This window comes from Micromonospora sp. CNZ297, assembly GCF_007827625.1.
Window position 1 is genome coordinate 96,138 of record NZ_VISU01000019.1, and the last position, 25,335, is coordinate 121,472.

At 74.5% G+C, this 25,335-nt stretch carries 24 protein-coding genes; 8 read left to right on the top strand and 16 right to left on the bottom strand.

Annotated features, from left to right (window positions below; all coding sequences use genetic code 11):
• Position 1: 1 nt before the first annotated feature.
• Genes FB454_RS26850 through FB454_RS26870 form a run of 5 tightly spaced genes read right to left on the bottom strand, consistent with a single transcriptional unit; the run spans position 2 to position 5,415 of the window.
• Positions 2 to 1,036: an ABC transporter ATP-binding protein gene (locus tag FB454_RS26850; RefSeq protein ID WP_030272360.1), complete on the bottom strand. Its 1,035-nt coding sequence runs from the start codon at positions 1,034 to 1,036 to the stop codon at positions 2 to 4.
• A complete protein-coding gene (locus FB454_RS26855) occupies positions 1,033 to 2,010 on the bottom strand; it encodes an ABC transporter ATP-binding protein (protein ID WP_030272361.1) in 978 nt (325 codons plus the stop codon). The genes FB454_RS26850 and FB454_RS26855 overlap by 4 nt, the downstream gene beginning before the upstream one ends.
• 44 nt (positions 2,011 to 2,054) lie before the next feature.
• Positions 2,055 to 2,936, bottom strand: a complete 882-nt coding sequence (locus tag FB454_RS26860) for an ABC transporter permease (protein WP_145823740.1) — start codon at positions 2,934 to 2,936, stop codon at positions 2,055 to 2,057.
• Positions 2,933 to 3,877 carry an ABC transporter permease gene (locus tag FB454_RS26865; RefSeq protein ID WP_013286242.1) on the bottom strand — a complete coding sequence of 315 codons (945 nt, stop codon included), beginning with the start codon at positions 3,875 to 3,877 and terminating at the stop codon, positions 2,933 to 2,935. Before FB454_RS26865 ends, FB454_RS26860 begins: the two co-directional genes overlap by 4 nt.
• A complete protein-coding gene (locus FB454_RS26870; RefSeq protein ID WP_145823741.1) occupies positions 3,877 to 5,415 on the bottom strand; it encodes an ABC transporter substrate-binding protein in 1,539 nt (512 codons plus the stop codon). The genes FB454_RS26865 and FB454_RS26870 overlap by 1 nt, the downstream gene beginning before the upstream one ends.
• Positions 5,416 to 5,593: 178 nt before the next feature.
• Here FB454_RS26870 and FB454_RS26875 point away from each other — a divergent pair, with 178 nt between their 5' ends.
• Both FB454_RS26875 and FB454_RS26880 read left to right on the top strand, forming a co-directional pair.
• Complete coding sequence (locus FB454_RS26875; protein ID WP_145823742.1) at positions 5,594 to 7,222, top strand: acyl-CoA dehydrogenase family protein; 1,629 nt, start codon at positions 5,594 to 5,596, stop codon at positions 7,220 to 7,222.
• A gap of 10 nt (positions 7,223 to 7,232) precedes the next feature.
• Positions 7,233 to 8,054: an MOSC N-terminal beta barrel domain-containing protein gene (locus FB454_RS26880; RefSeq protein WP_145823772.1), complete on the top strand. Its 822-nt coding sequence runs from the start codon at positions 7,233 to 7,235 to the stop codon at positions 8,052 to 8,054.
• Between the two features lie 53 nt (positions 8,055 to 8,107).
• On the opposite strand, the gene FB454_RS26885 is transcribed toward FB454_RS26880, so the two are convergent.
• Positions 8,108 to 8,677 (bottom strand): GNAT family N-acetyltransferase, encoded by a 570-nt coding sequence (locus tag FB454_RS26885; RefSeq protein WP_145823743.1) that lies wholly within the window; start codon positions 8,675 to 8,677, stop codon positions 8,108 to 8,110.
• 34 nt (positions 8,678 to 8,711) lie between these two features.
• Here FB454_RS26885 and FB454_RS26890 point away from each other — a divergent pair, with 34 nt between their 5' ends.
• Positions 8,712 to 9,920, top strand: coding sequence for a MalY/PatB family protein (locus FB454_RS26890; RefSeq protein ID WP_145823744.1), 1,209 nt, complete (start codon positions 8,712 to 8,714; stop codon positions 9,918 to 9,920).
• 36 nt (positions 9,921 to 9,956) lie between these two features.
• Here FB454_RS26890 and FB454_RS26895 read toward each other — a convergent pair whose 3' ends face one another.
• Positions 9,957 to 11,048, bottom strand: a complete 1,092-nt coding sequence (locus FB454_RS26895; RefSeq protein ID WP_145823745.1) for a winged helix DNA-binding domain-containing protein — start codon at positions 11,046 to 11,048, stop codon at positions 9,957 to 9,959.
• Between the two features lie 20 nt (positions 11,049 to 11,068).
• Positions 11,069 to 11,647, bottom strand: a complete 579-nt coding sequence (locus FB454_RS26900; RefSeq protein ID WP_145823746.1) for a DinB family protein — start codon at positions 11,645 to 11,647, stop codon at positions 11,069 to 11,071.
• Positions 11,648 to 11,732: 85 nt separating this feature from the next.
• Here FB454_RS26900 and FB454_RS26905 point away from each other — a divergent pair, with 85 nt between their 5' ends.
• Positions 11,733 to 12,737, top strand: a complete 1,005-nt coding sequence (locus tag FB454_RS26905; RefSeq protein WP_145823747.1) for a WYL domain-containing transcriptional regulator — start codon at positions 11,733 to 11,735, stop codon at positions 12,735 to 12,737.
• 17 nt (positions 12,738 to 12,754) lie between these two features.
• Here the strand turns inward: FB454_RS26905 and FB454_RS26910 are convergent, their stop codons facing one another.
• From FB454_RS26910 to FB454_RS26920, 3 genes are all read right to left on the bottom strand, one after another.
• Positions 12,755 to 12,934, bottom strand: a complete 180-nt coding sequence (locus tag FB454_RS26910; RefSeq protein ID WP_357000588.1) for an NIPSNAP family protein — start codon at positions 12,932 to 12,934, stop codon at positions 12,755 to 12,757.
• Positions 12,935 to 12,949: 15 nt separating this feature from the next.
• Positions 12,950 to 13,483 (bottom strand): flavin reductase family protein, encoded by a 534-nt coding sequence (locus FB454_RS26915; protein ID WP_013286233.1) that lies wholly within the window; start codon positions 13,481 to 13,483, stop codon positions 12,950 to 12,952.
• Positions 13,484 to 13,551: 68 nt separating this feature from the next.
• Positions 13,552 to 14,343 (bottom strand): TetR/AcrR family transcriptional regulator, encoded by a 792-nt coding sequence (locus FB454_RS26920; RefSeq protein ID WP_013286232.1) that lies wholly within the window; start codon positions 14,341 to 14,343, stop codon positions 13,552 to 13,554.
• A 223-nt stretch (positions 14,344 to 14,566) separates the two neighbouring features.
• On the opposite strand from FB454_RS26920, the gene helR reads away from it, so the two are divergent.
• A complete protein-coding gene (gene helR / locus FB454_RS26925; protein ID WP_145823749.1) occupies positions 14,567 to 16,738 on the top strand; it encodes an RNA polymerase recycling motor ATPase HelR in 2,172 nt (723 codons plus the stop codon).
• A 41-nt stretch (positions 16,739 to 16,779) separates the two neighbouring features.
• On the opposite strand, the gene FB454_RS26930 is transcribed toward helR, so the two are convergent.
• The 4 genes from FB454_RS26930 to FB454_RS26945 form a co-directional block, all read right to left on the bottom strand.
• Positions 16,780 to 17,589, bottom strand: a complete 810-nt coding sequence (locus FB454_RS26930) for an ABC transporter permease (RefSeq protein ID WP_145823750.1) — start codon at positions 17,587 to 17,589, stop codon at positions 16,780 to 16,782.
• Positions 17,586 to 18,554: an ATP-binding cassette domain-containing protein gene (locus FB454_RS26935; protein ID WP_145823751.1), complete on the bottom strand. Its 969-nt coding sequence runs from the start codon at positions 18,552 to 18,554 to the stop codon at positions 17,586 to 17,588. Before FB454_RS26935 ends, FB454_RS26930 begins: the two co-directional genes overlap by 4 nt.
• 66 nt (positions 18,555 to 18,620) lie before the next feature.
• A complete protein-coding gene (locus FB454_RS26940) occupies positions 18,621 to 19,268 on the bottom strand; it encodes a response regulator (RefSeq protein WP_091327948.1) in 648 nt (215 codons plus the stop codon).
• The gene (locus FB454_RS26945; protein WP_145823752.1) at positions 19,268 to 20,395 is read right to left on the bottom strand and encodes a histidine kinase; all 1,128 of its coding nucleotides are present in this window, start codon (positions 20,393 to 20,395) and stop codon (positions 19,268 to 19,270) included. The genes FB454_RS26940 and FB454_RS26945 overlap by 1 nt, the downstream gene beginning before the upstream one ends.
• A 118-nt stretch (positions 20,396 to 20,513) precedes the next feature.
• Between FB454_RS26945 and FB454_RS26950 the strand changes: the two genes are divergently transcribed.
• Together FB454_RS26950 and FB454_RS26955 are read left to right on the top strand one after the other, a co-directional pair.
• The gene (locus FB454_RS26950) at positions 20,514 to 21,347 is read left to right on the top strand and encodes an ABC transporter ATP-binding protein (RefSeq protein WP_013286226.1); all 834 of its coding nucleotides are present in this window, start codon (positions 20,514 to 20,516) and stop codon (positions 21,345 to 21,347) included.
• Positions 21,344 to 22,315: an ABC transporter permease subunit gene (locus FB454_RS26955; protein WP_145823753.1), complete on the top strand. Its 972-nt coding sequence runs from the start codon at positions 21,344 to 21,346 to the stop codon at positions 22,313 to 22,315. The genes FB454_RS26950 and FB454_RS26955 overlap by 4 nt, the downstream gene beginning before the upstream one ends.
• A 50-nt stretch (positions 22,316 to 22,365) precedes the next feature.
• On the opposite strand, the gene FB454_RS26960 is transcribed toward FB454_RS26955, so the two are convergent.
• Positions 22,366 to 23,244 (bottom strand): alpha/beta fold hydrolase, encoded by an 879-nt coding sequence (locus FB454_RS26960; protein ID WP_145823754.1) that lies wholly within the window; start codon positions 23,242 to 23,244, stop codon positions 22,366 to 22,368.
• A gap of 98 nt (positions 23,245 to 23,342) precedes the next feature.
• Here FB454_RS26960 and FB454_RS26965 point away from each other — a divergent pair, with 98 nt between their 5' ends.
• Positions 23,343 to 25,310: a BTAD domain-containing putative transcriptional regulator gene (locus FB454_RS26965; protein WP_145823755.1), complete on the top strand. Its 1,968-nt coding sequence runs from the start codon at positions 23,343 to 23,345 to the stop codon at positions 25,308 to 25,310.
• The last annotated feature ends 25 nt before the right edge of the window (positions 25,311 to 25,335 follow it).

Consider the following 25,335-nt stretch of genomic DNA (forward strand, 5'->3'; position numbering starts at 1 on the left):
CCTACGGCGTGCCGGCGGCGTCGGCGTGCGTCGTCGCGGCCTCCCCCACGCCGCCGTCCCGGTCGCCGTCGAGCGGGAACAGGCACGCGGCGTGGTGGTCCGTGCCGACCTCGGCGAGCGCCGGATCGGTCTCGGCGCACGCGGGGCGGGCCTGGGGGCATCGGGTACGGAAGCGGCAACCGCTCGGCGGGTCCACCGGGCTCGGGATGTCGCCGGTCAGCACGATCCGGCGGCGCTCCCGCTCCACGCGGGGGTCGGCCACCGGCACCGCCGACAGCAAAGCCGCCGTGTAGGGGTGCGCCGGGTGCCGGTAGATCCGCTCGGGTGGGCCGGTCTCGACGATGCGGCCCAGGTACATCACCGCGATCCGGTCGCTCATGTGCTCGACGGCGGCCAGGTCGTGCGCGATGAACAGGTAGGTCAGCCCCAGGTCGCGTTGCAGGTGCCGGAGCAGGTTCATGATCTGCGCCTGCACGCTCAGGTCCAGCGAGGCGATCGGCTCGTCCAGGACGATCAGGTCCGGCTCGCCGGCCAGCGCCCGGGCCACGCCGACGCGCTGGCGCTGGCCGCCGGACAGCTCGTGCGGATAGCGGCCGGCGGTGTCGGCGCGCAGGCCGACCAGGTCCAGCAGCTCCGCGACCCGGTCCCGCCGGGCGGCGGCGGACCTGGCGAGCCGGTGCACGATCAGCGGCTCGGCGATGCTGTCGCCGACCGTACGGCGTGGGTCGAGCGACGCCTGCGGATCCTGGAAGACCATCGCCACGTGGCGGCGCGTCGCGCGCAGGCGGCGGCGCGACCAGCGGGTCACGTCCGCGCCGGCCACCCGGACCCGTCCGGCGGTCGGGTCGACCAGCCGCAGCAGCGCCAGGCCGGCTGTGGACTTGCCGCTGCCCGACTCGCCGACCAGCCCGAGCGTCTCGCCCCGGCGTACGGCGACGCTGACGCCGTCCACCGCGCGGACGGTTCCGGCCGGGGTCGGGAAGTGCACCTTCAGGTCGTCCAGCTCGGCGACCACGTCCGGGGTGTCGGCGCTCATCCGGCCTCTCCACGGTAGAAGGTGCGGACCGCGTGCCCGTCGCCGACCGGCGTCAGCGGGGGCAGCTCGTGCTCGCAGCGGGGGTCGGCGCGTACCGGGCAGCGCGGCCAGAACGCGCAGCCGGGCGGCAGGTCCAGCGGGCTCGGCGGCGAACCGGGGATGGCGACCAGGTCCTCGCCGCGGCGTGACGGGTCCGGCCGGGCCGCCAGCAGCGCCCGGGTGTACGGATGGGTGGGCGTGTCGAACACCGCGTCGACGGGGCCCTGCTCGACGATCCGCCCGCCGTACATGACCGCCACGGTGTCCGCGATGCCTGCCACCACGCCCAGGTCGTGGGTGACCCAGACGACGGCGGTGCCCAGCCGGGCCTGGAGGTCGGCGACCAGTTCGATGATCTGCGCCTGCGTGGTGACGTCGAGCGCGGTGGTCGGCTCGTCGGCGATCAGCAGGTCCGGCTCGCAGGCGAGCGCCATGGCGATGGCGACGCGCTGGCGCATGCCGCCGGAGAACTGGTGCGGGTACGCGTCGACGCGCCGCGCGGCCGACGGGATGCCCACCAGTTCCAGCAGCTCCACCGCCCGGTCGCGGGCGGCGCGGCGGGTCAGCCCCAGGTGCTCCTCGGCCGCCTCGGTGACCTGCCGGCCCACCGGCAGCACCGGGTTGAGCGAGGTCATCGGGTCCTGGAAGACGAACCCGACGTGCCGGCCGCGTACCTTGCGGCGGCGGTCGTCGGGCAGCGCGGTCAGCTCCGTGTCGAGCAGCCGGACCCGGCCGGTGACTGTGGCGGCGCGCGGGGCGAGGCCGGTGGCGGCGAGCAGGGTCATGCTCTTGCCGCTGCCGGACTCGCCGACCAGCGCGAACGTCTCCCCCTGCCGCACCTGCCAGGACACCCCGGCGACGGCACGGACCGGGCCGCGGCGGGTGCCGACGGTGACGGTGAGGTCGTCCACTGACAGCACCGTCGAGTCGGTCATGGTGGGGTGCCGGCGCTGGCTCGGCATGGGCTCGGTGCGCTCGCTCATGGGGTGCTCCTGCGGGCCTCGCCCAGGGTGAGCTGGCGCGGGTCGAGCACGTCGCGCAGCGCGTCGCCGACCAGGTTGAACGCCAGTACGGTGAGGAAGATCGCCGCGCCCGGGAACACGCCCAGCCACCACGCGTCGGTGACGAAGCCGCGCCCGTCGAACAGCATCCGGCCCCAGGCCGGCGCGGGCGGCTGGATGCCGAGGCCGAGGAAGGACAGCGCGGCCTCGGAGAGGATCGCGAACGCCAGCGACAGCGACGTCTGCACGATCAGCGGCGCGGCGATGTTCGGCAGCACGTGCCGGCGCATGATGCGCAGGTCGGACGCGCCGATGGAGACGGCGGCCCGGACGAACACCTGCTCGCGTACGGACAGGACGCCGGCGCGGGTGATCCGGGCGAAGATGGGCGTGTAGACCACGCCGATGGCGACCATGGCGGTGAGCAGGCCGGGGCCGAGCACCGCCACGATGGCGACCGCCAGCAGCAGCACCGGGAACGCGAACAGCACGTCCATGCAGCGCATGAGCACGCTGTCCAGCCAGCCCCGGTAGTAGCCGGCGAACAGTCCGAGCATCACGCCGGCGACCAGCGCGATGCCGACGCTGACGGCGCCGACCTGCAGTGACACGCGGGCGGCGACGAGCACCCGGCTGAGCACGTCACGGCCCAGCTCGTCGGTGCCGAACGGGTGCGCGCCGCTGGGTGGGCGCAGCATCTGGTCCACGTCGACGTCGTTCACGCCGGCCGGTGCCAGCCACGGGCCGGCCACACCGACCACCACCAGCAGTACGAGCACTATGGTGCCGCCGACGGCGAGCGGGTCGCGGCGCAGCGCGTCCAGGACGCGGCGTCCGGTGCTCTCGGTCGTGGCGCTCACTTGACCGTGATCCTCGGGTCGAGGCGGGCGTAGAGGATGTCCACCAGCAGGTTGACGAGCAGGAACAGGGCTGCGACGAGCAGCACCGCGCCCTGAAGGACGGGATAGTCGCGGGCCTGCACGGCGTCGAAGGTGAGCCGGCCGATGCCGGGCCAGGCGAACAGCACCTCGATCACGATGACGCCGCCGAGCAGGCTGGCGAGCTGCACCGCGACCACGGTGACCACCGGGATGAGCGCGTTGCGCAGCACGTGCCGCACGATCACCACCCGGTTGCGCAGCCCTTTCGCCTCGGCGGTCCGCACGTAGTCGGCGGAGAGCACCTCCAGCACGGAGGAGCGGATGAACCGGGTGAGGATCGACGCGGTGACCAGGCCGACGGTGACCGCCGGCAGCGCCACGTGGGTGGCCCACCTGCCGGGGTCGTCGGTCAGCGCCACGTAGCCCGAGGGTGGCAGCCAGCCGAGCACCCCGGCGAACAGCAGGATGCCCATGATGCCCATCCAGAAGTCCGGCACGGAGACGCCGAACTGGCTGAACACGCGCGCGGCGTGGTCGACCGCCGAGCCGCTGCGGACCGCCGCGACGATGCCCAGCGGGAACGCCACCAGTAGCGCGAACACCACGGCGGTGACGGCCAGCGACAGCGTGGCGGGCAGCCGTTCCAGCACGATCTGGCTCACCGGCTGGCCGGTGCGGAAGCTGACCCCCAGGTCACCGGTGAGCGCGTGCCCGAGGTAGCTGGCGTACTGCACCGGCAGCGGCTGGTCGAGGCCGGCGCGTTCCCGCAGCGCCTCGTACGTCTGCGGGTCGAACCGGGTGCCGAGCGCCACCCGGACCGGGTCGCCCGGCACCAGTTGCAGCAGCAGGAACACCACGAGCGTCACGCCGAGCAGGACGACCGCCGACTGGAGTACCCGCCGCAGGACGAAGCGGGCCATCACTTGGCCAGGGCGACCGACCGGAACCGGATCGCCCGGTCGGTGCGCACGTCGTAGCCGGAGACCTTCTTCGACCAGCCCTGCACCACGTCCGGGTTGTAGAGGTAGAGGTAGCTGGCGTCGTCGACGATCTGCTTCGCCGCCTGCTCGTACGCCTGCTTGCGGGCGCCCTGGTCGGTCTGGGTACGGGCGTCGTCGAGCAGCTTGTCCACCGCCGGGTTCTTGTACTTGTGGAAGTTGAACGTGCCGCCGCTGTGGTGCTGGGCGTAGTAGAACTCGTCCGGGTCGATGTTGCCGAGCCAGCCCAGCATGAACCCGTCGAAGTTGCCCTTGGCCTGCTCGTCGAGCCACTGGGCGAAGTCCAGCGTACGGATCTTGACGGTGATGCCGACGTCCTTGAGCTGCGCGGCGATGACCTGCGCGGCGGTGACCGTCTCCGGGTACTCGCTGGTGACCATCAGGTCCATGGTCAGGTTGCTCACGCCGGCCTGGCCGAGCATCTGCTTCGCCTTGCCCGGGTCGTGGCTGTAGGGCGCGTAGTCGTAGTAGAACGCGCTGGCCTTCGGGATGGCGGTCTGGTTGACGGTGGCCAGGCCGAACTTCGCCGCCTTGGTGATCGCCTCGCGGTCCAGCGCGTAGCCGATGGCGCGTCGCACCTCGGGGTTGTCGAACGGCTTGCGGGCCTCGTTGAGCGCCACGTACCAGTAGTCGGTGGAGGCCGCCGACTTCACCACCGGGTCGTCGCCGTCCTGCAACGACTTCACCTGCTGGGGCGGCAGGTTGTCGGTCCACTGGACCTGGCCGCTGCGCAGGTTCTGCAACGCCACCGTCGGGTCCTTGACGAAGGTGAACGTGACGCCGTCCAGCTTCGGCTTCTCCCCCCAGTACGAGTCGTTGCGGACCAGCTTGACGCTGTCGCCGGAGGTGTAGCCGGCCACCTTGAACGGGCCGCTGCCGACCGGCGCGGTCTTCACCGCGCCGGACTCGACGTTGGACTTCTCCACGATCGCCACGCCCTTGAACCCGCCGAGGTTGGCGAGCAGGTTCGGCGTGGGCGCGCTCAGCGTCACCACCACTGTGGCCGGGTCGGGCCCGGTGACCGACTTGACGGTGGCGAACTTGTACGCGCTGTTCAGCTTCTCCTTGATGATCCGCTCGTACGAGTAGACGACGTCCTCGGAGGTCAGCGGCGACCCGTCGGAGAACGTGACGCCCTCGCGCAGCGTGAACGTCCAGGTGAGCTGGTCGTCGCTGGTGGTCCACTTCGTCGCCAGCGACGGCACCATCTTCAGGTCGGCGTCCGGCTCGACGAGCGTGTCGTAGACGTTCTCCAGCACCTGGAAGCTGTAGTACGCCGAGGTCTTGTGCGGGTCGAGCTGGTCCGGCTCGCCGCCGATCGCGGCGTTGAGGACACCACCGGCGCCGCCGGCGTTCCCCCCGCCGCCGACGTCGACCGCCTCGCCGCCGGTGCATCCGGACAGGACGCCGACGGTCAGTGTGAGTGCGGCACCGAGCACACCGAGCTTTTTCCTGGACACAGGCCCCCCTAGCCACTTCCCGGACAAAAGAAAGTTTCGGCGAGTCTTCTCCCCGAGCGGGATGATGTCAACGAATACCGCCAAAGTGACTGGTCGGCCGCCGCTTGCCGGTGCGGAGTGAACGGTGGTTCAATCCGGGCCCCGACCCGATCCGCCACCAGCGCTGGGAGTTGCCGCCGTGACCACACACGAGGTCGTCAACCAGGTCCCGCCGATGGTCGGCCACGACACCGCCGACGACCCGGCGCTGTGCGACGGCGTGGCCCGCGAGGGTGCCGGCTGGGCGCTGCCCGGGCTGCACGAGCTGGGCCGGCTCGCCGGTGGCGAGGAGGCCGCCGAGCACGGTCGGCTCGCCAACGAGCACCCGCCGGTGCTGCGCACCCACGACCGGTACGGCAACCGCATCGACGAGGTGGAGTTCCACCCGTCCTGGCACGAGCTGATGCGTACCGCCGTCGGTCACGGCCTGCATGCCGCGCCGTGGGCCGACGACCGGCCGGGCGCGCACGTGGCCCGCGCGGCCGGCTTCTACCTGTGGCGGCCCGACGCCGGGCACGGCTGCCCGATCTCGATGACCTACGCGGCGGTGCCCGCGCTGCGGCACAGCCCGGACCTGGCCGCCCGCTACGAGCCGCTGCTCACCACCCGCGAGTACGACTTCGGGCTGCGCTCGCCGCAGACCAAGCGCGGCCTGCTCGCCGGCATGTCGATGACCGAGAAGCAGGGCGGCTCGGACGTCCGCGCCAACACCACCACGGCCCGGCCCGAGCCGGACGGCAGCTACCGGCTCGTCGGGCACAAGTGGTTCACCTCGGCGCCCATGTGCGACCTGTTCCTCACCCTCGCCCAGGCGCCCGGCGGCCTCACCTGCTTCCTGGTCCCCCGGGTGCTGCCCGACGGCACCCGCAACCCGATGCGGCTGATGCGGCTCAAGGACAAGCTCGGCAACCGCTCCAACGCCTCCGCCGAGGTCGAGTACGAGCACGCGGTGGCGTGGCGCGTCGGCGACGAGGGCCGGGGCGTGCGCACCATCATCGACATGGTCAACCTGACCCGGCTCGACTGCGTGATCGGCGCGGCGGCCGGGATGCGCCACGGCGTGACCACAGCCGTGCACCACGCCACCCACCGGCGGGCGTTCGGCGACTACCTGGCCGACCAGCCGCTGATGCGCAACGTGCTGGCCGACCTGGCGGTGGAGTCCGAGGCGGCCACCGTCCTGATGGTCCGGCTGGCCGGCGCGACCGACCGGTCCGCGCGCGGCGACGACGGCGAGACGGCGTTCAAGCGCCTCGCCCTCGCCGTCGGCAAGTACTGGGTGTGCAAGCGCTGGCCGGGACACGCCGCCGAGGCGCTGGAGTGCCTGGGCGGCAACGGCTACGTGGAGGAGTCCGGCATGCCGCGGCTGTTCCGCGAGTCGCCACTGAACTCGATCTGGGAGGGCTCCGGCAACGTCGCCGCGCTCGACGTGCTGCGCGCGCTCACCCGGGAACCGCAGGTGCTCGCCGCGTACGAGGCGGAGGTGGCCGCCGCGGCCGGCGCGGACGCCCGGCTGGACGCCGCGGTGCGCCGGGTGCGCGACGAACTGGCCGACCACACCGACCTGGAGCTGCGCGCCCGGCGGGTGGTCGAGCGGCTGGCGCTGGTGCTCCAGGGCTCGCTGCTGGTGCGCCACGGCCACCCGGCGGTCGCCGACGCGTTCTGCGCGTCCCGGCTCGACGGCGACCACGGGCAGGCGTACGGGACGCTGCCGGGCGGACTGGACCTCGCCGCGATCATCGACCGCGCCACTCCCAAGATCGGCTGAGTGCGTGGTGATGCGACTCGCCTCGGTACACCTGTATCCGGTCAAGTCCCTCGGCGGCGTCGACGTCGACCGGGCCGATGTCCAGCCGTGGGGGTTGCGTCACGACCGCCGCTGGCTGGTGCTGCGCCCGGACGGCGGCAAACTGGGCTCGACCGCCCTGCCGGCGCTGCTCGGCCTGACCGCCGCGCCCGGCTCCGGGTCGATCACGCTCACCGCCCGCGACGGGTCGTCGCTGACAGTCGCCGAGCCGGTGGACGGGCCACCGGTCGCCACGGACGTGTCCCGGCTGGACACGGTCCGGCTCGCCGCCGACGAGGCACACGACTGGCTGTCCGCGCGGCTGGGCCGGCCCGTACGGCTGGCCTGGCTGGACGATCCGCGCCGCCGGCCGATGTCGGCCGAGCACGGCGGCGGGCCCGGCGATCCGCTGAACCTGTCCGACGCCGGGCCGCTACTGGTCGCCACGGCGCCGTCGCTGCGGCGGCTGCGGGACTGGATCGTCGAGGGCGCGCTGGAACGCGGCGAGCCCGCGCCGGAGCCGCCGGCGATGGCCCGGTTCCGCCCGACTGTGGTGCTGGACGGGCCGTTCGAACCGTTCGCCGAGGACGGCTGGAGCCGGGTACGCATCGGCGCCGTCGACTTCCGGGTGTCCGAACGCTGCGACCGCTGCTCGGTGACGCTCATCGACCCGGAGACGCTCGCGACCGGGAAGGAGCCGATCCGCACGCTGGCCCGGCACCGGCGCTACGACGGCAAGACGTGGTTCGGCGTCCGCCTGGTCCCGCTGACCACCGGCGAGATCCGGGCCGGCGACGAGTGCGAGGCGACATGACCGCCCGCCGTTCGACACCGTGCTGCTCGCCGGGGCGGGTGGACTGAGCGCGGTCAGCCCGGCCTGACCGGCCGGGACCGCCACTCGTCCGCCAGGATCGCGTAGACGAGCTGGTCGGCCCAGCCGTCCCGGAACCGGTAGCTGCGCACGTGCCGCGCCTCCCGCCGCATGCCGAGCCGGGCCATCAGGCGGGCCGACGGCTCGTTGTCCGCGTGGCAGCGGGCCACCACCCGGTGCAGCCCGAACCCGCCGAAACCCCAGTCCAGCAGCGCCCCGGCCGCCTCGGTGGCCAGCCCACGACCGCCGTGGCCGGGGTGGAACACGTACCCCAGCTCGGCGGTGCGGTCCGCCGCACTGCGCCACACCAGCTCGACCGCGCCGATCACCCGTGCGTCGCGCACCACGGCGAGCGTCAGGCAGTCGCCCTCCGCGCGCAGCGCGTCCTCGCCGGCCATCGCGGTCACCGACGACAGGGACTCCGCCCGGGTACGCGGCGCGGTGCCGGCCATCCAGCGGACCACGTCCGGGCGGCGCTGCCAGGCGTGCACGTCGTCGAGGTCGCCGAGCGTGACCGGGCGCAGCAGCAGCCGGGGCGTGCGCAGCGGGTACGCCGGGTGGGTCATCGGGCGATGGTAGGAGGTACCTAGTGTGGGCCGCATGGTCGTCTCCGCCGACGAGGGCAATCCGCTCACCCAGCTCACGCTCGACCAGCTCCGGCAGCGCACCAGCGTGAAGTGGCGGCTGTACCCGCCGGACGTGCTGCCGCTGTGGGTGGCCGAGCAGGACGTGCCGCTCGCGCCGCCGGTGGCCGAGGCGCTGCGCCGGGCGGTCGAGCTGGGCGACACCGGCTATGCGTTCGGCACCGGGTACGCCGAGGCGGTCGGCGGGTTCGCCGCGCAGCGGTGGGGCTGGGCCGACTTCCCGGTCGGCCGGACCACGCTGGTGCCGGACCTGATGATGGGTACGGTCGAGGTACTGCGCCTGGTCACCGGCCCGGGCGACGCGGTGGTGGTCACTCCCCCGGTCTACCCGCCGTTCTACGCGTTCGTCGCCAACGCCGGCCGGCAGGTCCTCGAGGCGCCGCTCGGCGCGGACCTGCGGCTCGACCCGGCCGCGCTGGAGGAGGCGTTCCGCCGGGCCCGCGCGATCGGCGAGCGGCCGGCGTTCCTGCTCTGCAACCCGCACAACCCGACCGGTGTGGTGCACCGGCCCGACGATCTGGCCACCGTCGCCGAGTTGGCCGCGCGACACGGCGTACGGGTGGTGGCCGACGAGATCCACGCGCCGTTGGCGCTGCCCGGCGCGCGGTTCACGCCGTACCTGACGGTGCCGGGCGCGGAGAACGCGTTCGCGCTGCTGTCGGCGTCGAAGGCGTGGAACCTGGCCGGGCTCAAGGCGGCGCTGGCGGTCGCCGGGCCGGACGCGGCGGACGACCTGGCGCGGATGCCGGAGGAGGTCAGCCACGGACCCAGCCACCTCGGGGTGCTCGCGCACACCGCCGCGTTCCGCGCCGGCGGGCCGTGGCTGGACCGGCTGCTCGACGGCCTCGACGCGAACCGGGCGCTGCTCGGATCACTGCTGGCCGAGCACCTTCCGACCGTGTCGTGGCGGCCGCCGGAGGGCACGTACCTGGCCTGGCTGGACTGCCGGCGCCTCGGCGTACCCACCGAGGCGGGCGACGGACCGGGCGTGGCGAGCGACCTGGCCGGTCCGGCGCGGATGTTCCTCGACCGGGCCCGGGTGGCGCTCAGCTCCGGGCACGTCTTCGGCTCCGGCGGCGCCGGGTTCGTGCGGCTCAACTTCGCCACCTCCCCCGCCGTGCTCACCGAGGCGGTCACCCGGATGGGCCGCGCGGTGCGCGCCTGACCGGCGGCCAGCGCGCTCGCGCGCCTTACCGGCGGCTCAACGGGCGACGACGCGTACCCCCTGGTTGTCGCCCTCGGACAGGAACGACGCCACGGCGCCGCCCTCGGCGGTGACGGCCGTGCGCTCGGCGCGGGTCAACGCGCGCAGCGGCGTGACCACCACGACGCCCGCGTCGACCGTCCAGGTGGCGGCGACCCGGCCGTCGACGAGCACGAACCGGGCACCCGCGACGGAGAGGTTGCGGTGGGCGTCGTCGATGATCCGGCTGCGGTCGTGGTAGCCGAGCACGGCGTTGTCGAAGGCGGGCAGGAACCGTACCGGCGCGGGGGTGTCCGGGTCGGGCCGGGGCGCGCCGGGCAGGTCCAGCAGCGTACGGCCGCGCGCGTCCCGGAAGGCCACCAGCTCGTCGCGGACCGCCGCCACCGCCGCGGGCAGCCCGGCGAGGCCGCACCAGGCGCGCAGGTCCGCCGACGCGGCCGGCCCGAACGCGGCCAGGTAGCGCCGCACCAGCGCCCGCCCGGCCGGGTCGTCGCCGTCCGGGCCGGGCGGGTCGGCGTCGCGGCCCAGCCACCGGGCCAGAGCGACGGTATGGACGCCGGCGGTGGTCCGCCACAGTCCGCGCGGCGGGGCCTGCACGGCCGGGACCAGAGCGAGCACGATCTCGCCGAGCGCCCGCCGGTCGGTCTCCGGCCAGCGCGCGGTGAGCGCCCCCACGATCTCGGCGGTGGTGCGCGGCTCGCCGTCGGTCAGGACCTCCCGGGCCGCCGCGGCGAGTTCGTCGAGGTCGACCCCGTCGAACTCGCCGCGGTAGACGCCCAGCACCCGCTGCCGCAGCATCGCGTCGTGCCGGGACCGCCAGGCCAGCACGTCGTCCGCGGCGAGCAGGTGCACGGTGCGGCGCATGAGGTGGGTACGCACCAGGCGGCGGCGCACCAGCAGGTCCGACAGGACCGCCGGGTCGAAGGCCCGCAGCCGCGACCAGAGCCCGACGTACGGCTCCTGCGGCTCCTGGGCCTGCAACCCGCACAGGTGCGTCACGGCGTCCGCCACCGGCAGGTCGGCGCGCTCCAGCAGCAGTTGCCGGGCGAGCGTGGCCCGGTTGAGCATCAACTGGTCGAGCACTGTCATCGCTGCGGTCTCCGGCCCGCTCAGGTGGTGGTCTGCCCGTCGATGCTCTCGCGCAGGATGTCCGCGTGCCCGGCGTGCTGGGTGGTCTCGGCGATGACGTGGATCAGCACCCGCCGGATGCTGCGGACCGAACCGGGCTCGTTCCACGGCGCGTCCGGCACCGGCCAGGTCGCCGACAGGTCCTCGACGCCGGCCACGATCTCCTCGGTACGGGCGGCGATGCGGGCGTACCGGTCCAGGATGGCCGGCAGCGTGTCCTCGGGCAGCATCTGGAAGTCCCGTCCCCGCTCGATCGCCCACTGCGGCAGCTCGCGGGCCTGCCCGGACATGAAGTCCTCCCAGGTGACGCCCTCGGGCATGGCGAATGACATCGCCGAAGGGCCCTCGACCACGAACCGCAGCCACGCCTCCTCGGTGGACGCGACGTGCTTGATCAGGCCGCCCAGGCAGAGCGCGCTGACAGTCGGCTTCTGCCCGGCCTGCTCGTCGGTCAGGCCGCGCACCGTGTTGATCAGCATGTTCCGGGCCTCGGCGAGCTCGGCCAGCAGGTCGGTCCGCTCGGCGTCGAGGGTGGTGGGGGTCGTGGTGGTGCCGGTCATCGTCATCGTTCCTTCCGGTCCTGATCGGGTACGGGTCCACCCTCGCAGGCATAGCGGTCAGGAAGTGTCCTCTTCTCGCGGCAGAATGCGTGGCGTGCCGAAGACTTCCGCCCGGCTGCTCTCCCTGCTGTCCCTGTTGCAGGCGCGACGCGACTGGCCCGGGTCGCTGCTCGCCGAACGGCTGCGGGTCAGCCCCCGTACCGTGCGCCGCGACGTCGACCGGCTGCGCGAGCTGGGCTATCCGATCGAGAGCGCCAAGGGGCCGGACGGCGGCTACCGGCTGGGCGCCGGCTCGGCGCTCCCGCCGCTGCTCTTCGACGACGAGCAGGCGGTCGCGCTCACAGTGGCGTTGCAGACCGCCGCCGGCGGGGTGACCGGCATCGAGGAGGCGGCGGCGCGGGCGCTGACCACTGTGCGGCAGGTGATGCCGGCGCGGCTGCGGCACCGGGTGGACGCGCTGCGGGTGGTCGACGTGCAACGCGCCGATACGCCCTCCCGGCACCGGGTGGAACCGGCGCTGCTGATGACGTTGAGCGCCGCCGTGCACGCCCGCGAGGAACTGCGCTTCGACTACGAGTCGGTGTCGACGGCGCCGGCGGTCGCGGGCCGGCCGCCGCGCCGGGTGCAGCCGCATCACCTGGTCACCTGGGGTGGGCGCTGGTACCTCGTCGCCTGGGACCTCGACCGCGACGACTGGCGCACGTTCCGGGTCGACCGGATCAGCCCGCGTACGCCCACCGGCCCCCGGTTCACGCCCCGCGAGCTGCCCGGCGGGGACGTGGCCGCGTACGTCGCCGGCCGGTTCAAGGGCGCCACCGGGCCGGGCGACTGGCCCTGCCGGGGCGAGGTGATCCTCGACCTGCCCGCCCGCGTGGTGTCCGGGTGGACCCGCGACGGGATCGTCGAGGCGCTGGGCCCGGACCGTTGCCGGCTGGTGCTGGGCGCCTGGTCGTGGCCCGGGCTGGCCGCCGTGCTCGGCCGGTACGACGCCGACATCGAGGTGGTCGGGCCGCCGGAGCTGCGCGAGGCGTTCGCGCGCCTGGCCCGCCGTTACGCCGCAGCGGCAGAGGGCCCGAACCCGCCTCGGTAGCCGGGCCGGCCGGGGCGTCAGTCGGTGGGCAGGAGCGGGCGCATGAACGTGCGCTCGTACCGCAGGACGCAGCCCGACTCCTCGCGGATCCGGTCGGCGGCGACGAACTCGGGATCCACTCCGAACCGGGCCCGGTACTGCTCGTACGCCGCCAGGCTCTCGAACGTGTAGTGCACGACGCAGGTGATCGCGGCCACGATAGCGGCGGCCGGTCAGGCGGCGGAGCGGCGGCCACCGGGGTCGGTCGTGTCGGCCAGGCCGGCGTACCGCCCCCTGTGGTAGAGCAACGGCGAGCCGACGTCGGCGTGCCGCAGCAGCTCCGGTTCGGCCAGCACGACGGCGTGGTCCCCGACGACAACCCGGTCCACCACCCGGCAGAGCAGCCAGGCCAGCGTGTCGTCGAGGACCGGCACCCCTTCCGGGCCGGGCCGCCAGCGGGTCGGCTCGGCGAACCGGTCGATCCCGCTGGTGGCGAACGTCCGGGCCATCTCGTGCTGGCCGTGCCCGAGCAGGTGCACGCCGACGTGCCGGGCCCGGGACACCACCGGCCAGCTCGACGAGCCCCGGTCCAGGCAGAACGAGACGATCGGCGGCCGCAGCGACACCGCGGTGAACGAGGTGGCGGTGAACCCGGCCGCGGGCGGACCGGCGGCGGTGACCACTGTGACGGTGCTGGCCTGGTGCCGCAGCAGCGTCCGCAGCGCGTCGGCGTCGGCGTCGACCGGGGTGTCGGCAGGCTCGGTCACGGTGTTCCTCCAAGGTGTACGACGGGGATCGTCGACCCCAGGGAGAGTTTCCTACCCATCCAGTAGGATTACAAGGTCTTCCCGGGCTCCGGCCCACCAGCGGCACGGTCGGCCACCACCACCGAGATGCCGTCGAGCACACGCTGGAGACCGAACTCGAAGGCGTGGTCCGGCCCGTACGCCGCGCCGTGCGCCATGCCGGCCGCGGTGCCGACCCGCGCGGCGAGCGGGAAACTGCCGGCGGTCATGAACTTCTCCAGCCAGGGCCCGTGCGTCTGCCACCACTGGTCGTCGGTCATCCCGGTCTCACGTTCCAGCTCGGCCACGTCCAGCGCGACCCGGGCCGCGTTCTTGGCGTGCCCCAGCACGAGCGTGAGCACCGCGTCCATCTCCACGTCGTCCAGCCCGATGTCCGCGACGGCGTGCAGTTCGTAGTCGTACTTGGCGAGCACGTTCGGACCGAGCACCGGCCGGGTGGTCTCGGCGCGCAGCAGCCACGGGTGGGCCCGGTAGAGGGCGAGGTTGTCCCGCGCGACGCGTTCCAGCCGCCCCCGCCAGCCACCCGGCACGTCGGACGGGCGCGGCAGGTCACCGAGGACGGCGTCCACCATGACGTCGAGCAGTTCCGCCTTACCCGGCACGTACGTGTAGACGGACATGGTGCCCACGCCGAGCGCCTCGCTGACCCGGCGCATGGTGAGCGCGTCGATGCCGTCGGCGTCGGCGATCTCGATCGCGGTGCGCACGATCCGGTCGACGCTCAGGGCGGGACCGGCGCCGCGGCTGGCCGGCTCCTGGGTGCGCCAGAGAAGGGCCAGGCTGCGGGCGGGATCGGCCTTGCGCCGGCGCTCCTTCGACATGGTGCCGTCATCCTACCGGCCACGCCGGTCACCGGCGGTCGGCGGGACGCCGGAAAAGGGGAGCCCGAGAATTGTTCGCGCAAAAAGAATGGCGGGTTCCCCCGCCACTACCAACATATAGCGCACCCCCGGTCTTGCCGCAAGACCCGGGTGAGGGCGCACAATTGCCGGCCGTAACCCATTGCCGAGGCATTCGAAAGCCGCGAAGAGCGGAGGCTCGGCCGTGCCCGTGATCGGAGACGAGTTGAATCTGCCTGCCACGAGCGTTTTCGATCTTCCCGAGCGTCTGTCGGCGAAGGCCGGCCCGGACCTGATCGCCGCCGACGAGCGGCACTTCGCCGCCATCGCGGACAGCCTGCACCGTTCGATCGCCGAGTTGACCGACCGGCTCGACGCGACGCGCCGGACCGCGGGCGGCCGGGGTCGGCAGGCGGTCGACCGGGACCAGGAGGTCCGGCGGCTGAGTGCGCGCCTGCGTACGCTGCGCCGTTACGGCCTGGACCTGTGCCTGGGCCGGATGGTCGGCGCGGACGGCGGCGAACCGGTGTACGTGGGCCGGCTCGGCCTGACCGACGGCGCGGGCGGCCGGCTGCTGCTGGACTGGCGCTCCCCCGCCGCCGAGCCGTTCTTCGGCGCCACCCACGCCGACCCGATGGGCCTGGTCAGCCGCCGCCGGTACCGGTGGAGCCGAGGACGGATCACCGACTACTGGGACGAGGTGTTCACCGCCGACGGCCTGGCCGGGCACGCCGCGCTCGACGACCAGTCGGCGTTCATCGCCAGCCTGGGCGCGACCCGGTCGGCGCGGATGCGCGACGTGCTCGGCACCATCCAGGCCGACCAGGACGCGATCATCCGGGCCGGGTCGCGGGGCGCGCTGGTGGTCGACGGCGGCCCCGGCACCGGCAAGACGGTGGTGGCGCTGCACCGGACCGCGTACCTGCTGCACGCCGACCCGCGGCTGGGCGAGCGCCGGGGCGGGGTGCTGGTGGTGGGGCCGCACCAGCCGTACCTGAACTACGTGTCGGACGTGCTGCCCAGCCTGGGTGAGGAGGACGTGCAGATCTGCACGCTCGCCGGCCTGGTGCCCGAGGGCGCGACGGCGGCGCCGGAGACCGACCCGGAGGTGGCCCGGCTGAAGGCGTCCGCGGACACGGTGCGGGCGGTCGACGCCGCGGTCCGGTTCTACGAGGAGCCGCCCGCGACCGTGATGACAGTCGGCGTCAGGGACGGCGAGCTGCGGCTGACCGCCGACGACTGGACGACGGCGTTCGAGGCGGCCGGACCGGGCGTCCCGCACAACGAGGCCCGCGACGACGTGTGGGAGGAACTGCTCACGATCCTGGTGGAGAAGTACCGCGGCGACGAGCCGGAGGAGGCGGTGCGCCGGGCGCTGGCGCGCGACCGGGAGCTGGTCACCGCGTTCGGCCGGGCGTGGCCGCTGCTCGACCCGCTCGACGTGGTGGCCGACCTGTGGTCGGTACCGGCCTACCTGCGCCGGTGCGCGCCCTGGCTGAGCGTCGAGGAGATCCGTACGCTGCGGCGGCCCGACCCCCGGGCCTGGACTGTCGCCGACCTGCCGTGGCTGGACGCGGCCCGGCGCCGCGTCGGCGACCCGGAGGCGTCGCTGCGGCGGCGCCGCGACGAGGCGGTGCTGGCCGCGCAGCGCGCCGAGATGGACACGGTGGTCGACGCGCTGATCGCGTCGCACGCCTACGACGACGGCGAGGGTCTGATGACCATGCTGTACGGCGAGGACATGCGGACGAGCCTGGTCGACGAAAGCGCGCTGAGCGTGGCCGATCCGGACCTGCTGGCCGGGCCGTTCGCGCACGTCGTGGTGGACGAGGCGCAGGAGCTGACCGACGCGCAGTGGCAGATGCTGCTGGCGCGCTGCCCGTCGCGCAGCTTCACAGTGGTCGGTGACCGGGCGCAGGCGCGGCACGGGTTCACCGAGTCGTGGCCGCAGCGGCTGACGCGGGCCGGCTTCGACCGGGTCGAGGTGGCCACGCTCACCGTCAACTACCGCACTCCGGCGCAGGTGATGGCGGCGGCCGAACCGGTGATCCGGGCCGTGCTCCCTGATGCCAACGTACCCACGTCCATCCGCGACGGCGCCCCGGTGCGGTACGGCGCCCGCGCGGAGCTGGGCGCGGTGGTGGACGGCTGGCTCGCCGACCATCCCGAGGGCGTCGCGTGCGTCATCGGCGATCCGGCGTTCCCGGCCTCGGAGCGGGTCCGGTCGCTGACCCCGGAGCTGGCCAAGGGACTGGAGTTCGACCTGGTGGTGCTGGTCGACCCGGAGTCGTTCGGCGACGGGATCTCCGGCGCGGTGGACCGGTACGTCGCGATGACCCGCGCGACCGGCGAGCTGGTCGTCCTCACCGGGCCGTGACCGCGTCCCGGGGGCGGCGCACGGCCGCCCCCGGGCCCGGTTCAGCGGCTCAGCGCCCGGTAGCGGCGCAGCGACAGCGGCAGGAACACCGCGACCAGCGCCAGCGGCCAGAGCACCGCCAGCAGCGGGTGGTGCGCTGCCACCCACGAGTCGCCGCCCCACCCGGGGTTGCCGAACAGCTCCCGGGTGGCCCCGACGGTCGCGGACAGCGGGTTCCACTCGGCGACCGCACCCAGCCACGCGGGCATCGTGGACGGCGCCACGAACGCGCTGGACAGGAAGCCCAGCGGGAACTCCAGCGTCTGCACGGCCGTGACCGCACTCTGCCCCTTCACGGTCAGGCCGAGGAAGACGCCCACCCAGACCAGCGCGAACCGCAGCAGCAGGATCAGCCCGATCGCGGCGAGCGTGTCACCGAGGTCGCCGCGCGCCCGCCACCCGACGGCCAGGCCGACGAGCAGCATGACGGCGAGCGTCACCACCGCGAACATCAGGTCGGCCACGGCGCGGCCGAGCAGCGGGGCCAGCCGGGACACCGGCATGGACCGCAGCCGGTCGGTGACGCCGCGCTCCAGGTCCGCCGAGACCGCCATGGTGGTCATGCTGATGCCGAAGACCATCGTCATGGCGAACATGCCGGGCATCAGGAACTCGCGGTAGCTGCCGTCGCCGGGCACCTGGAGCGCGCCGCCGAACAGGTAGGCGAACATCAGCACCATCAGGATGTCGAAGCCCAGCGAGCCGACCAGCGGGCCGGGCTCGCGCCGCCAGTGCGCCAGCGCACGCCCGGTCAGCGTCAGGCCGTCACCGGCCAGCGACGCGCGCCGGGCCGGGGTCACGGTCGCTGTCACGCGGTCACCTCCACACCGGTCCGAGCGGCGGACGGCGCGCCGGTGAGCTGGAGGAACACCTCGTCCAGTGTGGGCCGACGCAACGCCACGTCGGCCACGTCCACGCCGTCGGCGTCCAGCGCGCGCAGCACCTCGGTCAGCGCGCCCGCCCGGTCGCCGACCTGGGCGCTGACCGCCCGGCGGTCCGGATCGACTGCCGGTTCGGCAAGGGCGACGGCGCGCAACCGCCCGGCGGCTGTGGCCAGGTCGGCGGCGTCGCGGACGACCAGTTCGATCCGGTCGCCGCCGAGCCGGGACTTGAGCGCGTCAGGTGTGCCCTCGGCGATCACCCGGCCGGCGTCGAGCACGCAGACGCGGTCGGCGAGCTGGTCGGCCTCGTCCAGGTACTGCGTGGTCAGCAGCACCGTGGTGCCGCCGCGTACCAGGTCGCGTACCGCCTCCCACACCTCGTTGCGCCCGCGCGGGTCCAGCGCCGTGGTCGGCTCGTCGAGGAACAGCACCGACGGCGCGAGGATCATCCCGGCGGCCAGGTCGAGGCGGCGGCGCATGCCACCGGAGTACGTGCGTACCGGCCGCCCGCCGGCGTCGGCGAGCCCGAACCGGTCGAGCAGTTCGGTGGCGCGCCGCCTCGCCCCGGCCCGGTCCAGGTGGAACAGGCGGCCGAAGATCACCAGGTTCTCCCGCCCGCTCAGTGCCTCGTCCACAGCGGGGTGCTGCCCGACCAGACCGATGCGGTGGCGCACCCGGTCGGCCTGTCCCGCCACGTCGAAGCCGGCGACCTCGGCCCGCCCGGCGTCGAAGCGCAGCAGCGTGGCCAGGATGCGGACGGCTGTGGTCTTGCCCGCCCCGTTCGGGCCGAGCAGCCCGCACACGGTGCCCGGTCGCACCCGCAGGTCGAATCCGTCGAGCGCGGCGGTGTCCCCGTATCGCTTGCGCAGGCCCTCCGCCAGGATCGCGTGTTCCACGACTGTGCCCCCTCCGTTGACGACGGCCGCTAACGTACAACGTACGGTAGCGCGTCCGCCAACGTTTCAGTCGACCACGCGGTGCTCCCAGGCCCAGACCGCGATCTCGGTACGGTTCCGCAGGCCGAGCTTCGTCTGCACCGTCGACACATGGCTCTTCACGGTGCTCAGCGAGATGAACAGCTCCGCGCCGATCTCCAGGTTCGTCCGGCCCCGGGCGATCTCCCGTACCACCTCGATCTCCCGCTCGGACAGCGCCGGACGGCGCTCGTCGCGGGGCGGCGCGGGCGGGGTCAGGTGCCGCAGCAGCCGGACCGTCACCGACGGGGACACGAGCGCGTCACCCTGGTACGCCGCCCGGACCGCCTCCACCAGCAGCGCCGGTCCGGCGTCCTTGAGCAGGAACCCGGCCGCTCCCCCACGCAGCGCGCCGTAGACGTACTCGTCCAGGTCGAACGTGGTGACCACGACGACCCGCAGCGGGTCGGCCACCTCGGGCCCGGCGAGCGCCCGCGTCACCTGGAGCCCGTCGAGCCGCGGCATCCGGATGTCCACCAGGCAGACGTCCGGGCGCAGCCGGCGGGCCTGGGCCACCGCGTCGACGCCGTCGGCCGCCTCGGCGACCACTGTGATGTCGGGCTGGTCCTCCAGGATCAGCCGCAGCCCGCCGCGGACCATCGCCTGGTCGTCGGCGAGCAGCACCCGGATCGTCATCACGCCCTCCCGTTCGGCACTACCGCCCGCACCGACCACCCGGCGCCGGAGCGGGGACCGGCGCGCAGCGTGCCGCCGAGGGCCTCGACCCGCTCGCGCAGGCCGATCAGGCCGTATCCGCCCCGCTGCTCGGCGGAAACGCCGGAAACGCCGGACGCGTCGTCGGTCACCTCGACCACCACCGCGTCCGGCTCCTGCGACACGTCCACGGTGACCTGGCCGGCGTGCGGGGCGTGGCGGGCCACGTTCGTCAGCGCCTCCCGGACGATCCGGTGCACGGTGCTGGTGACCTCCGGCGGCCAGGCCGTCTCCCCCGGCAGCCGCAGCCGCACCGGCGGGCCCTGCCGGCGGAACCGCTCGACCAGTTCCGCGATCTGCTCGGTACCGGCCGAGGCCGGCGGCGCGTCGGCGGTGTCGCGCAGCACCCCGACCAGGCGGCGCATGGCCCGCAGCGCCTCGCCGCCGGCCGCCTCGATGCCGGCCAGCGACTCGGTGGCGCGCGCCGGATCCCGCCGCCCGACCAGGTGGGCGGCCTGCGCCTGCACCACCATGCCGGTGACGTGGTGCGCCACCACGTCGTGCAGCTCCCGGGCCAACTCCAGCCGCTCGTCGCGGCGTACCCGCTCGGCCGCGGCCCGGGCCCGCTCGTCGAGCAACCGCAGCGTGAGCCCCGCGACGACCCCGCCGAGCCAGCACAGCCCGTTGAGCGCCACCACCCCGGACCCGCCCGCCCCCGGCCGGACCGCCGCCCACGCCCCGGCCGCCACCACGAGACCACCTGCGGCGATCAGGCCGGCGGGCAGCGGCGGCAGCGCGCGTACCGCCGATCCGACCAGGACGGCCGACGCCAGCGCCAGCGCCGGCCCCGGCTCGGTGGGCAGGTCGAACAGCCGGGCCGCGGCGACTGCCGACCCGGAGACGGCGAGTCCGGCAGTGGCCGTGACGACGCGCTGCCGATGGCGTACCAGAGCCAGCACGCCGACCACGACGGCGGCCGCGCCGCCGGGGAGCCAGTACCGCAGACCCCAGCTCGCGGCGACCGCCACCGCCTGGACGCCGATCGCGGCGAGCAGCACCACGGCGAGCCCCGCCGTCGCCGCAACCCGGGTGAGCCGTTCGGTAGCCATGCCCAGCACGCTAGGAGATCGCGGGCCGGGCCGAACCGGCCGAAAGTAGGGTCCGCCGCGCGCCGGACCCTGCTCCGGACCGATGCCCGCCGGTTCGGACGTGCCCAGGATGAGCCGCATGCATCCACCACTCGCCCTGCACGCCGAGCGGCTGACCAAACGGTACGGCCGCCGGACCGCGCTTGCCGACTGCGACCTGAGCGTTCCGCGCGGGCACGTGGTCGGCCTGGTCGGCCCCAACGGCGCCGGAAAGTCCACGCTGCTGCAACTGGCCTGCGGGCTGATCGCGCCGACCTCGGGCACGTTGACGGTGCTCGGCTCGCCACCGGCCGCCGACGCCGCGCACCTGGCCCGGGTTGGTTTCGTCGCCCAGGACACGCCGGTCTACGCCTCCCTCACCGTCGCCGAGCACCTGCGGATGGGCGCCTGGCTGAACCCGTCCTGGGACTCGACGCTGGCCCGGCGACGCGTCGACGAGGTCGGCCTGGACCCTGCGCAGAAGGCGGGCCGGCTCTCCGGCGGCCAGCGCGCGCAACTGGCCCTCGCGCTGGCCGCCGCGAAACGTCCCGAGCTGCTGATCCTCGACGAGCCGGCCGCCGCACTGGACCCGCTTGCGCGCCGCGAGTTCATGCACGGGCTGGCCGGTTTCGTGCGGGAACTCGGCGCGGGCGCGGTGCTCTCCTCGCACCTGCTCGGCGATGTGGCACAGGTCTGCGACCACCTGGTCGTGCTCTGCGCCGCCCGGGTGCAGGTGGCCGGTCCGGTCCCGGACCTGCTCGCCACGCACCACCGGACAGCCGCGGCGCCCGCCGGGGCCGAGGTGGTCTGGGCCGAGCCCGGCCGCGTCGTGGTCCGGGGTCCGGCGGTACGCGACGGCGCGCCGGTCACTCTGGAGGAACTGGTCCTGGCGTACCTGTCCCGGGCCGCCACCCGCCCGGCGGTGACCCGATGATCCGGATGACGGTGCGGCAGTTCCGCCTCCCGGCGCTCGTCGGCGCCGCCCTGCTGGTGCTGGCCGGCGCCTACCTGCTGCGCCTCGGCGCGGACATCCGCGCCGTACCGGATCCGGCCCGGCTGCCCGACCGGTACGCGCAGACGATGCTGTTCCTCGCCGGCGGCTTCGCGCTGGTGCCCGCGCTGATCGGGGCCTTCTGGGGCGCGCCGCTCGTCGCCCGGGAACTGGAGCAGGGCACGCACCGGCTGGTGTGGAACCAGAGCGTGCCCCGCCGCCGCTGGCTGGCGGTCAAGCTGGCGGTGCTCTCGGCCGCCGCCGCGCTCGTCGCCGGTGCGCTCGGTGCGCTGCTGACCTGGGCGGCCTCGCCCGTGGACCGGGTCGCCGGCGACCGGTTCAGCACCGTGCTGTTCGGCGCGCGCGGCGTCGCGCCGGTCGGGTACGCGGTGTTCGGCCTCGTCCTCGGCGTGGTCGCCGGGCTGCTGCTGCGCCGCACCCTGCCGGCGATGGCAGTGGTGTTCCTGGCCGTGGTCGTGGTGCAGCTCGCGGTGCCGAACCTGCTGCGCCCGCACTACCTGCCGCCGGAGCGCATCACCGTGCCGATGACCGCCGACACCGTCAACCGGGCCCGCAACCTGGGCAGCATCACCGGCTCCCCTGTGGTCGGCGGGCTGGACGTGCCGGGCGCCTGGGTCACCGACATCAGCCCGCTGCGGACCGCCGACGGGCGGCAGCTCTCCGACGAGGCGTTCGGCACCTGTTTCCGCGATCCGCCGCGTACCGGCGCCACCGGCACGTTCGGTGACACGGCGGTCTGCCTCGGCGCGCTCGACCTGCACGTGGACCTGGCCTACCAGCCGAACCGCCGGTTCTGGGCGTTCCAGTGGATCGAGCTGGCGCTCCACCTCGGCGCGGCGGCTCTGCTGGCGGCGCTCGGCCTGTGGCACGTCCGGAGACGGGCCGGCTGAGCGGACGGGGGCGGACGGTCCGGGCGCCACGCGCGCCCGGACCGCCGTACCTACCGCTTGACCAGCGCGCGCAGCGCCCCGGCGATCTCGCCCGGTGCCTCCTCGGCCATGAAGTGCCCGGCCGTGGTGGTGCGGTGCTCCAGGTCCGGGGCCCAGGCCCGCCACACCGCCGCCGCGTCGTAGCCCAGCGCGGCGCCCCAGTCCTGCTGGATGACGGTGGTAGGCATGGTCAGCCGGCGCCCGGCGTCCCGGTCCGCCCGGTCGTGCGCCACGTCGATCCCGGCCGACGCCCGGTAGTCGGCGACGATCGAGTCGACCGCCTCCCGGGAGGCGCGCAGGTACTCGGCGCGCACGTCGGCGGGCATGGCCGCCGGGTCACCGGCCCAGGCGTCGAGGAAGTGCCCGAAGAACGCGTCGGCGCTCGCCGCGATCATCGTCTCGGGCAGGCCGGGCGGCTGGGCCATCAGGTAGAGGTGGAACGCCACCGAGGCGGAGGCGCCGTGCAGCACGTCCCACATGTCGAGGGTGGGCAGCACATCAAGCGACGCCAGGTGGGTGACCGCGTCCGGGTGGTCCAGGCCGGCCCGGACCGCGACCAGGGCGCCCCGGTCGTGCCCGGCGAGCGCGAACCGCTCGTGCCCGAGCGCGCGGGCCACCGCGACCACGTCGGCGGCCATGGTCCGCTTGCTGTACGTGTCCTCGGTGTGCGCGGCCGGCTTGTCGCTGGCGCCGTAGCCGCGCAGGTCCGGGCAGATCACCGTGTGCTCGCCTGCCAGGTCGGCGGCGACGTGCCGCCACATCAGGTGGGTCTGCGGGAAGCCGTGCAGCAGCACGACCGGGCTGCCGGAGCCCCCCACCGCCACGTTCAGCGCCACGTCCTCGGCGACCGGAACGCGCTGGTAGTCGAATCCCGCGATGGTGGTGCTCATCTCGATCCCTCTTTCGTCTCGTCGTACCGGTCCAGCGTGGCGGCGCCGGATGAGCAACCGATGAGCGCGATACGGTGACCCGGGTCGAGGAGGGGTCGGTGCCTGTCGGTTTCGGTGTGCTGGGTCCGGTCACGGCCTGGGACGACGCGGGTGCGCCGGTCGACCTGAAGGGGCCCCGGCACCGGGCCGTGCTGGCGCGGCTGGTCGCCGCCCGGGGCCGGACCGTGCCGGTCGGGCAGATCGTCGACGACCTGTGGGACGACCCGCCGCCCGGCGGGGTGGGCGCGGTCCGCACGTTCGTCGCGGCGCTGCGCCGCCGCCTGGAACCGCACCGTCCGCCACGCGAGCCGGCCCGGCTGCTGGTCACCGACGGACCGGGGTACGCGCTGCGCGCCGACCCGGACACCGTCGACGCCTGGCGGTTCGAGGACACCGTCACCGCAGCGGCTGACGCGCTGCCCCGGGCCGCGCTCGACCGGCTCGACGAGGCGCTGGGCTGGTGGCGCGGACCCGCGTACGCCGACTTCGACCAGCCGTGGGCGCACGCCGAGCGGTCCCGGCTGGACCAGATCCGGCTGACAGCCGTCGAGCGGCGGGCCGAGGCGCTGCTGGCGCTGGACCGGGCCGCCGACGCCGTACCCGATCTCGACGCCCACGTCGCCGCGCACCCGTGGCGGGAGGACGGGTGGGCGCTGCTGGCGTCGGCGCTCTACCGGGCCGGGCGGCAGGCCGACGCGCTCGCCGTGCTGCGCCGCGCCCGGGAACTGCTGCGCGACCAGCTCGGCCTGGACCCGGGACCGCGGCTGCGGCGGCTGGAGACCGACCTGCTGCGCCAGGCCGAACCCGAACCGACCGGCCCGGCGCGGGTCTGGGCGGAGACCGCGGCGGCGTACGAGCGCAGTGTGGTCCCCGGCGCGCGGGCCCGGCTGGAGTCCACGGTCGGGCTGCTGCGCAGCCTCGCGGTGACCGGGCCGGGTGGACTGGAGGCCGCCCGGGACCAGCGCGAGGCGGCCATCACCGCGGCCGAGCAGCTGGGCGACCCGGAGTTCACCGCGCGGGTCATCGGCGGGTACGACGTACCCGCGATCTGGACCCGCTCGGACGACCCGGCGCAGGCGGCCCGGGTCGTCGCGGCGGCGGAGCGGGCCCTCGCCGGGCTGGGCCCGGACGCGCCGGAGGCGACCCGCGCCCGGCTGCTGGCCACCGTCGCCATCGAGTCCCGCGGTACGGCGTCGCCGCGCCCCGCCGAGGCCGCGCGGGAGGCGGAGGCGATCGCCCGGCGGGTGGCCGACCCGGCGCTGCTGGCCCAGGCCCTCAACGGCGTGTACATGCAGACGTTCCACCGCGCGGGGCTGGCCGCCGAGCGGGACGGGATCGGCACCGAACTGGTCGCGCTCGCGGCGCGGCACGGCCTGGCCACAGTGGAGATCCTCGGACATCTGATCCGGGTGCAGGCGCGGAGCGCGCTCGCCGACTTCACCACCGCCGACGCGCACGCCGAGGCGGCGGACCGGCTCGCCGCCCGGCACGAGAGTCCGCTCGTCGGCGTGTTCACCGGCGGCTACCGGGCCATGCGGACAGCCGCCACCGGAGCCGCGTACCCGGACGCGGAGGCGGCGTACCGGTCGTGGGCGACCGGACTGGCCGGCTGCGGCATGCCCGGCGTGGAACGCGGGCTGGCGCCGCTGGCGCTGCTCTGCCTGCGGGTGTGGCACGACCTGCCGGCCGTCTTCCCGGCGGACACGGACTGGGGCCCATACGCGCCCTGGGCCCGCCCGCTGCTCCTGCTCGCCGACGGCCGCCGGGACGAGGCCACGAGGGCGTTGCGGCGCACCCCGGCGCCGCCGCGTGACCTGCTCATGGAGGCGCTGTGGTGCCTGACCGCGCGGGCCGCCGTAGCGCTGGGCGACCGGGACGCGATGCTGCGGGCCCGGTCCGCGCTCGCCCTGGCGGCAGGCGAGCTGGCAGGGGCAGGCAGTGGCCTGCTCACCGTCGGGCCGGTCGCCGTGCACCTGGACCGGCTCGACGCCGCACTCGGGATGACCGGCGGTCAGGACCGTTCATGACGGCGGCTCGGATGGAACGCGCCCT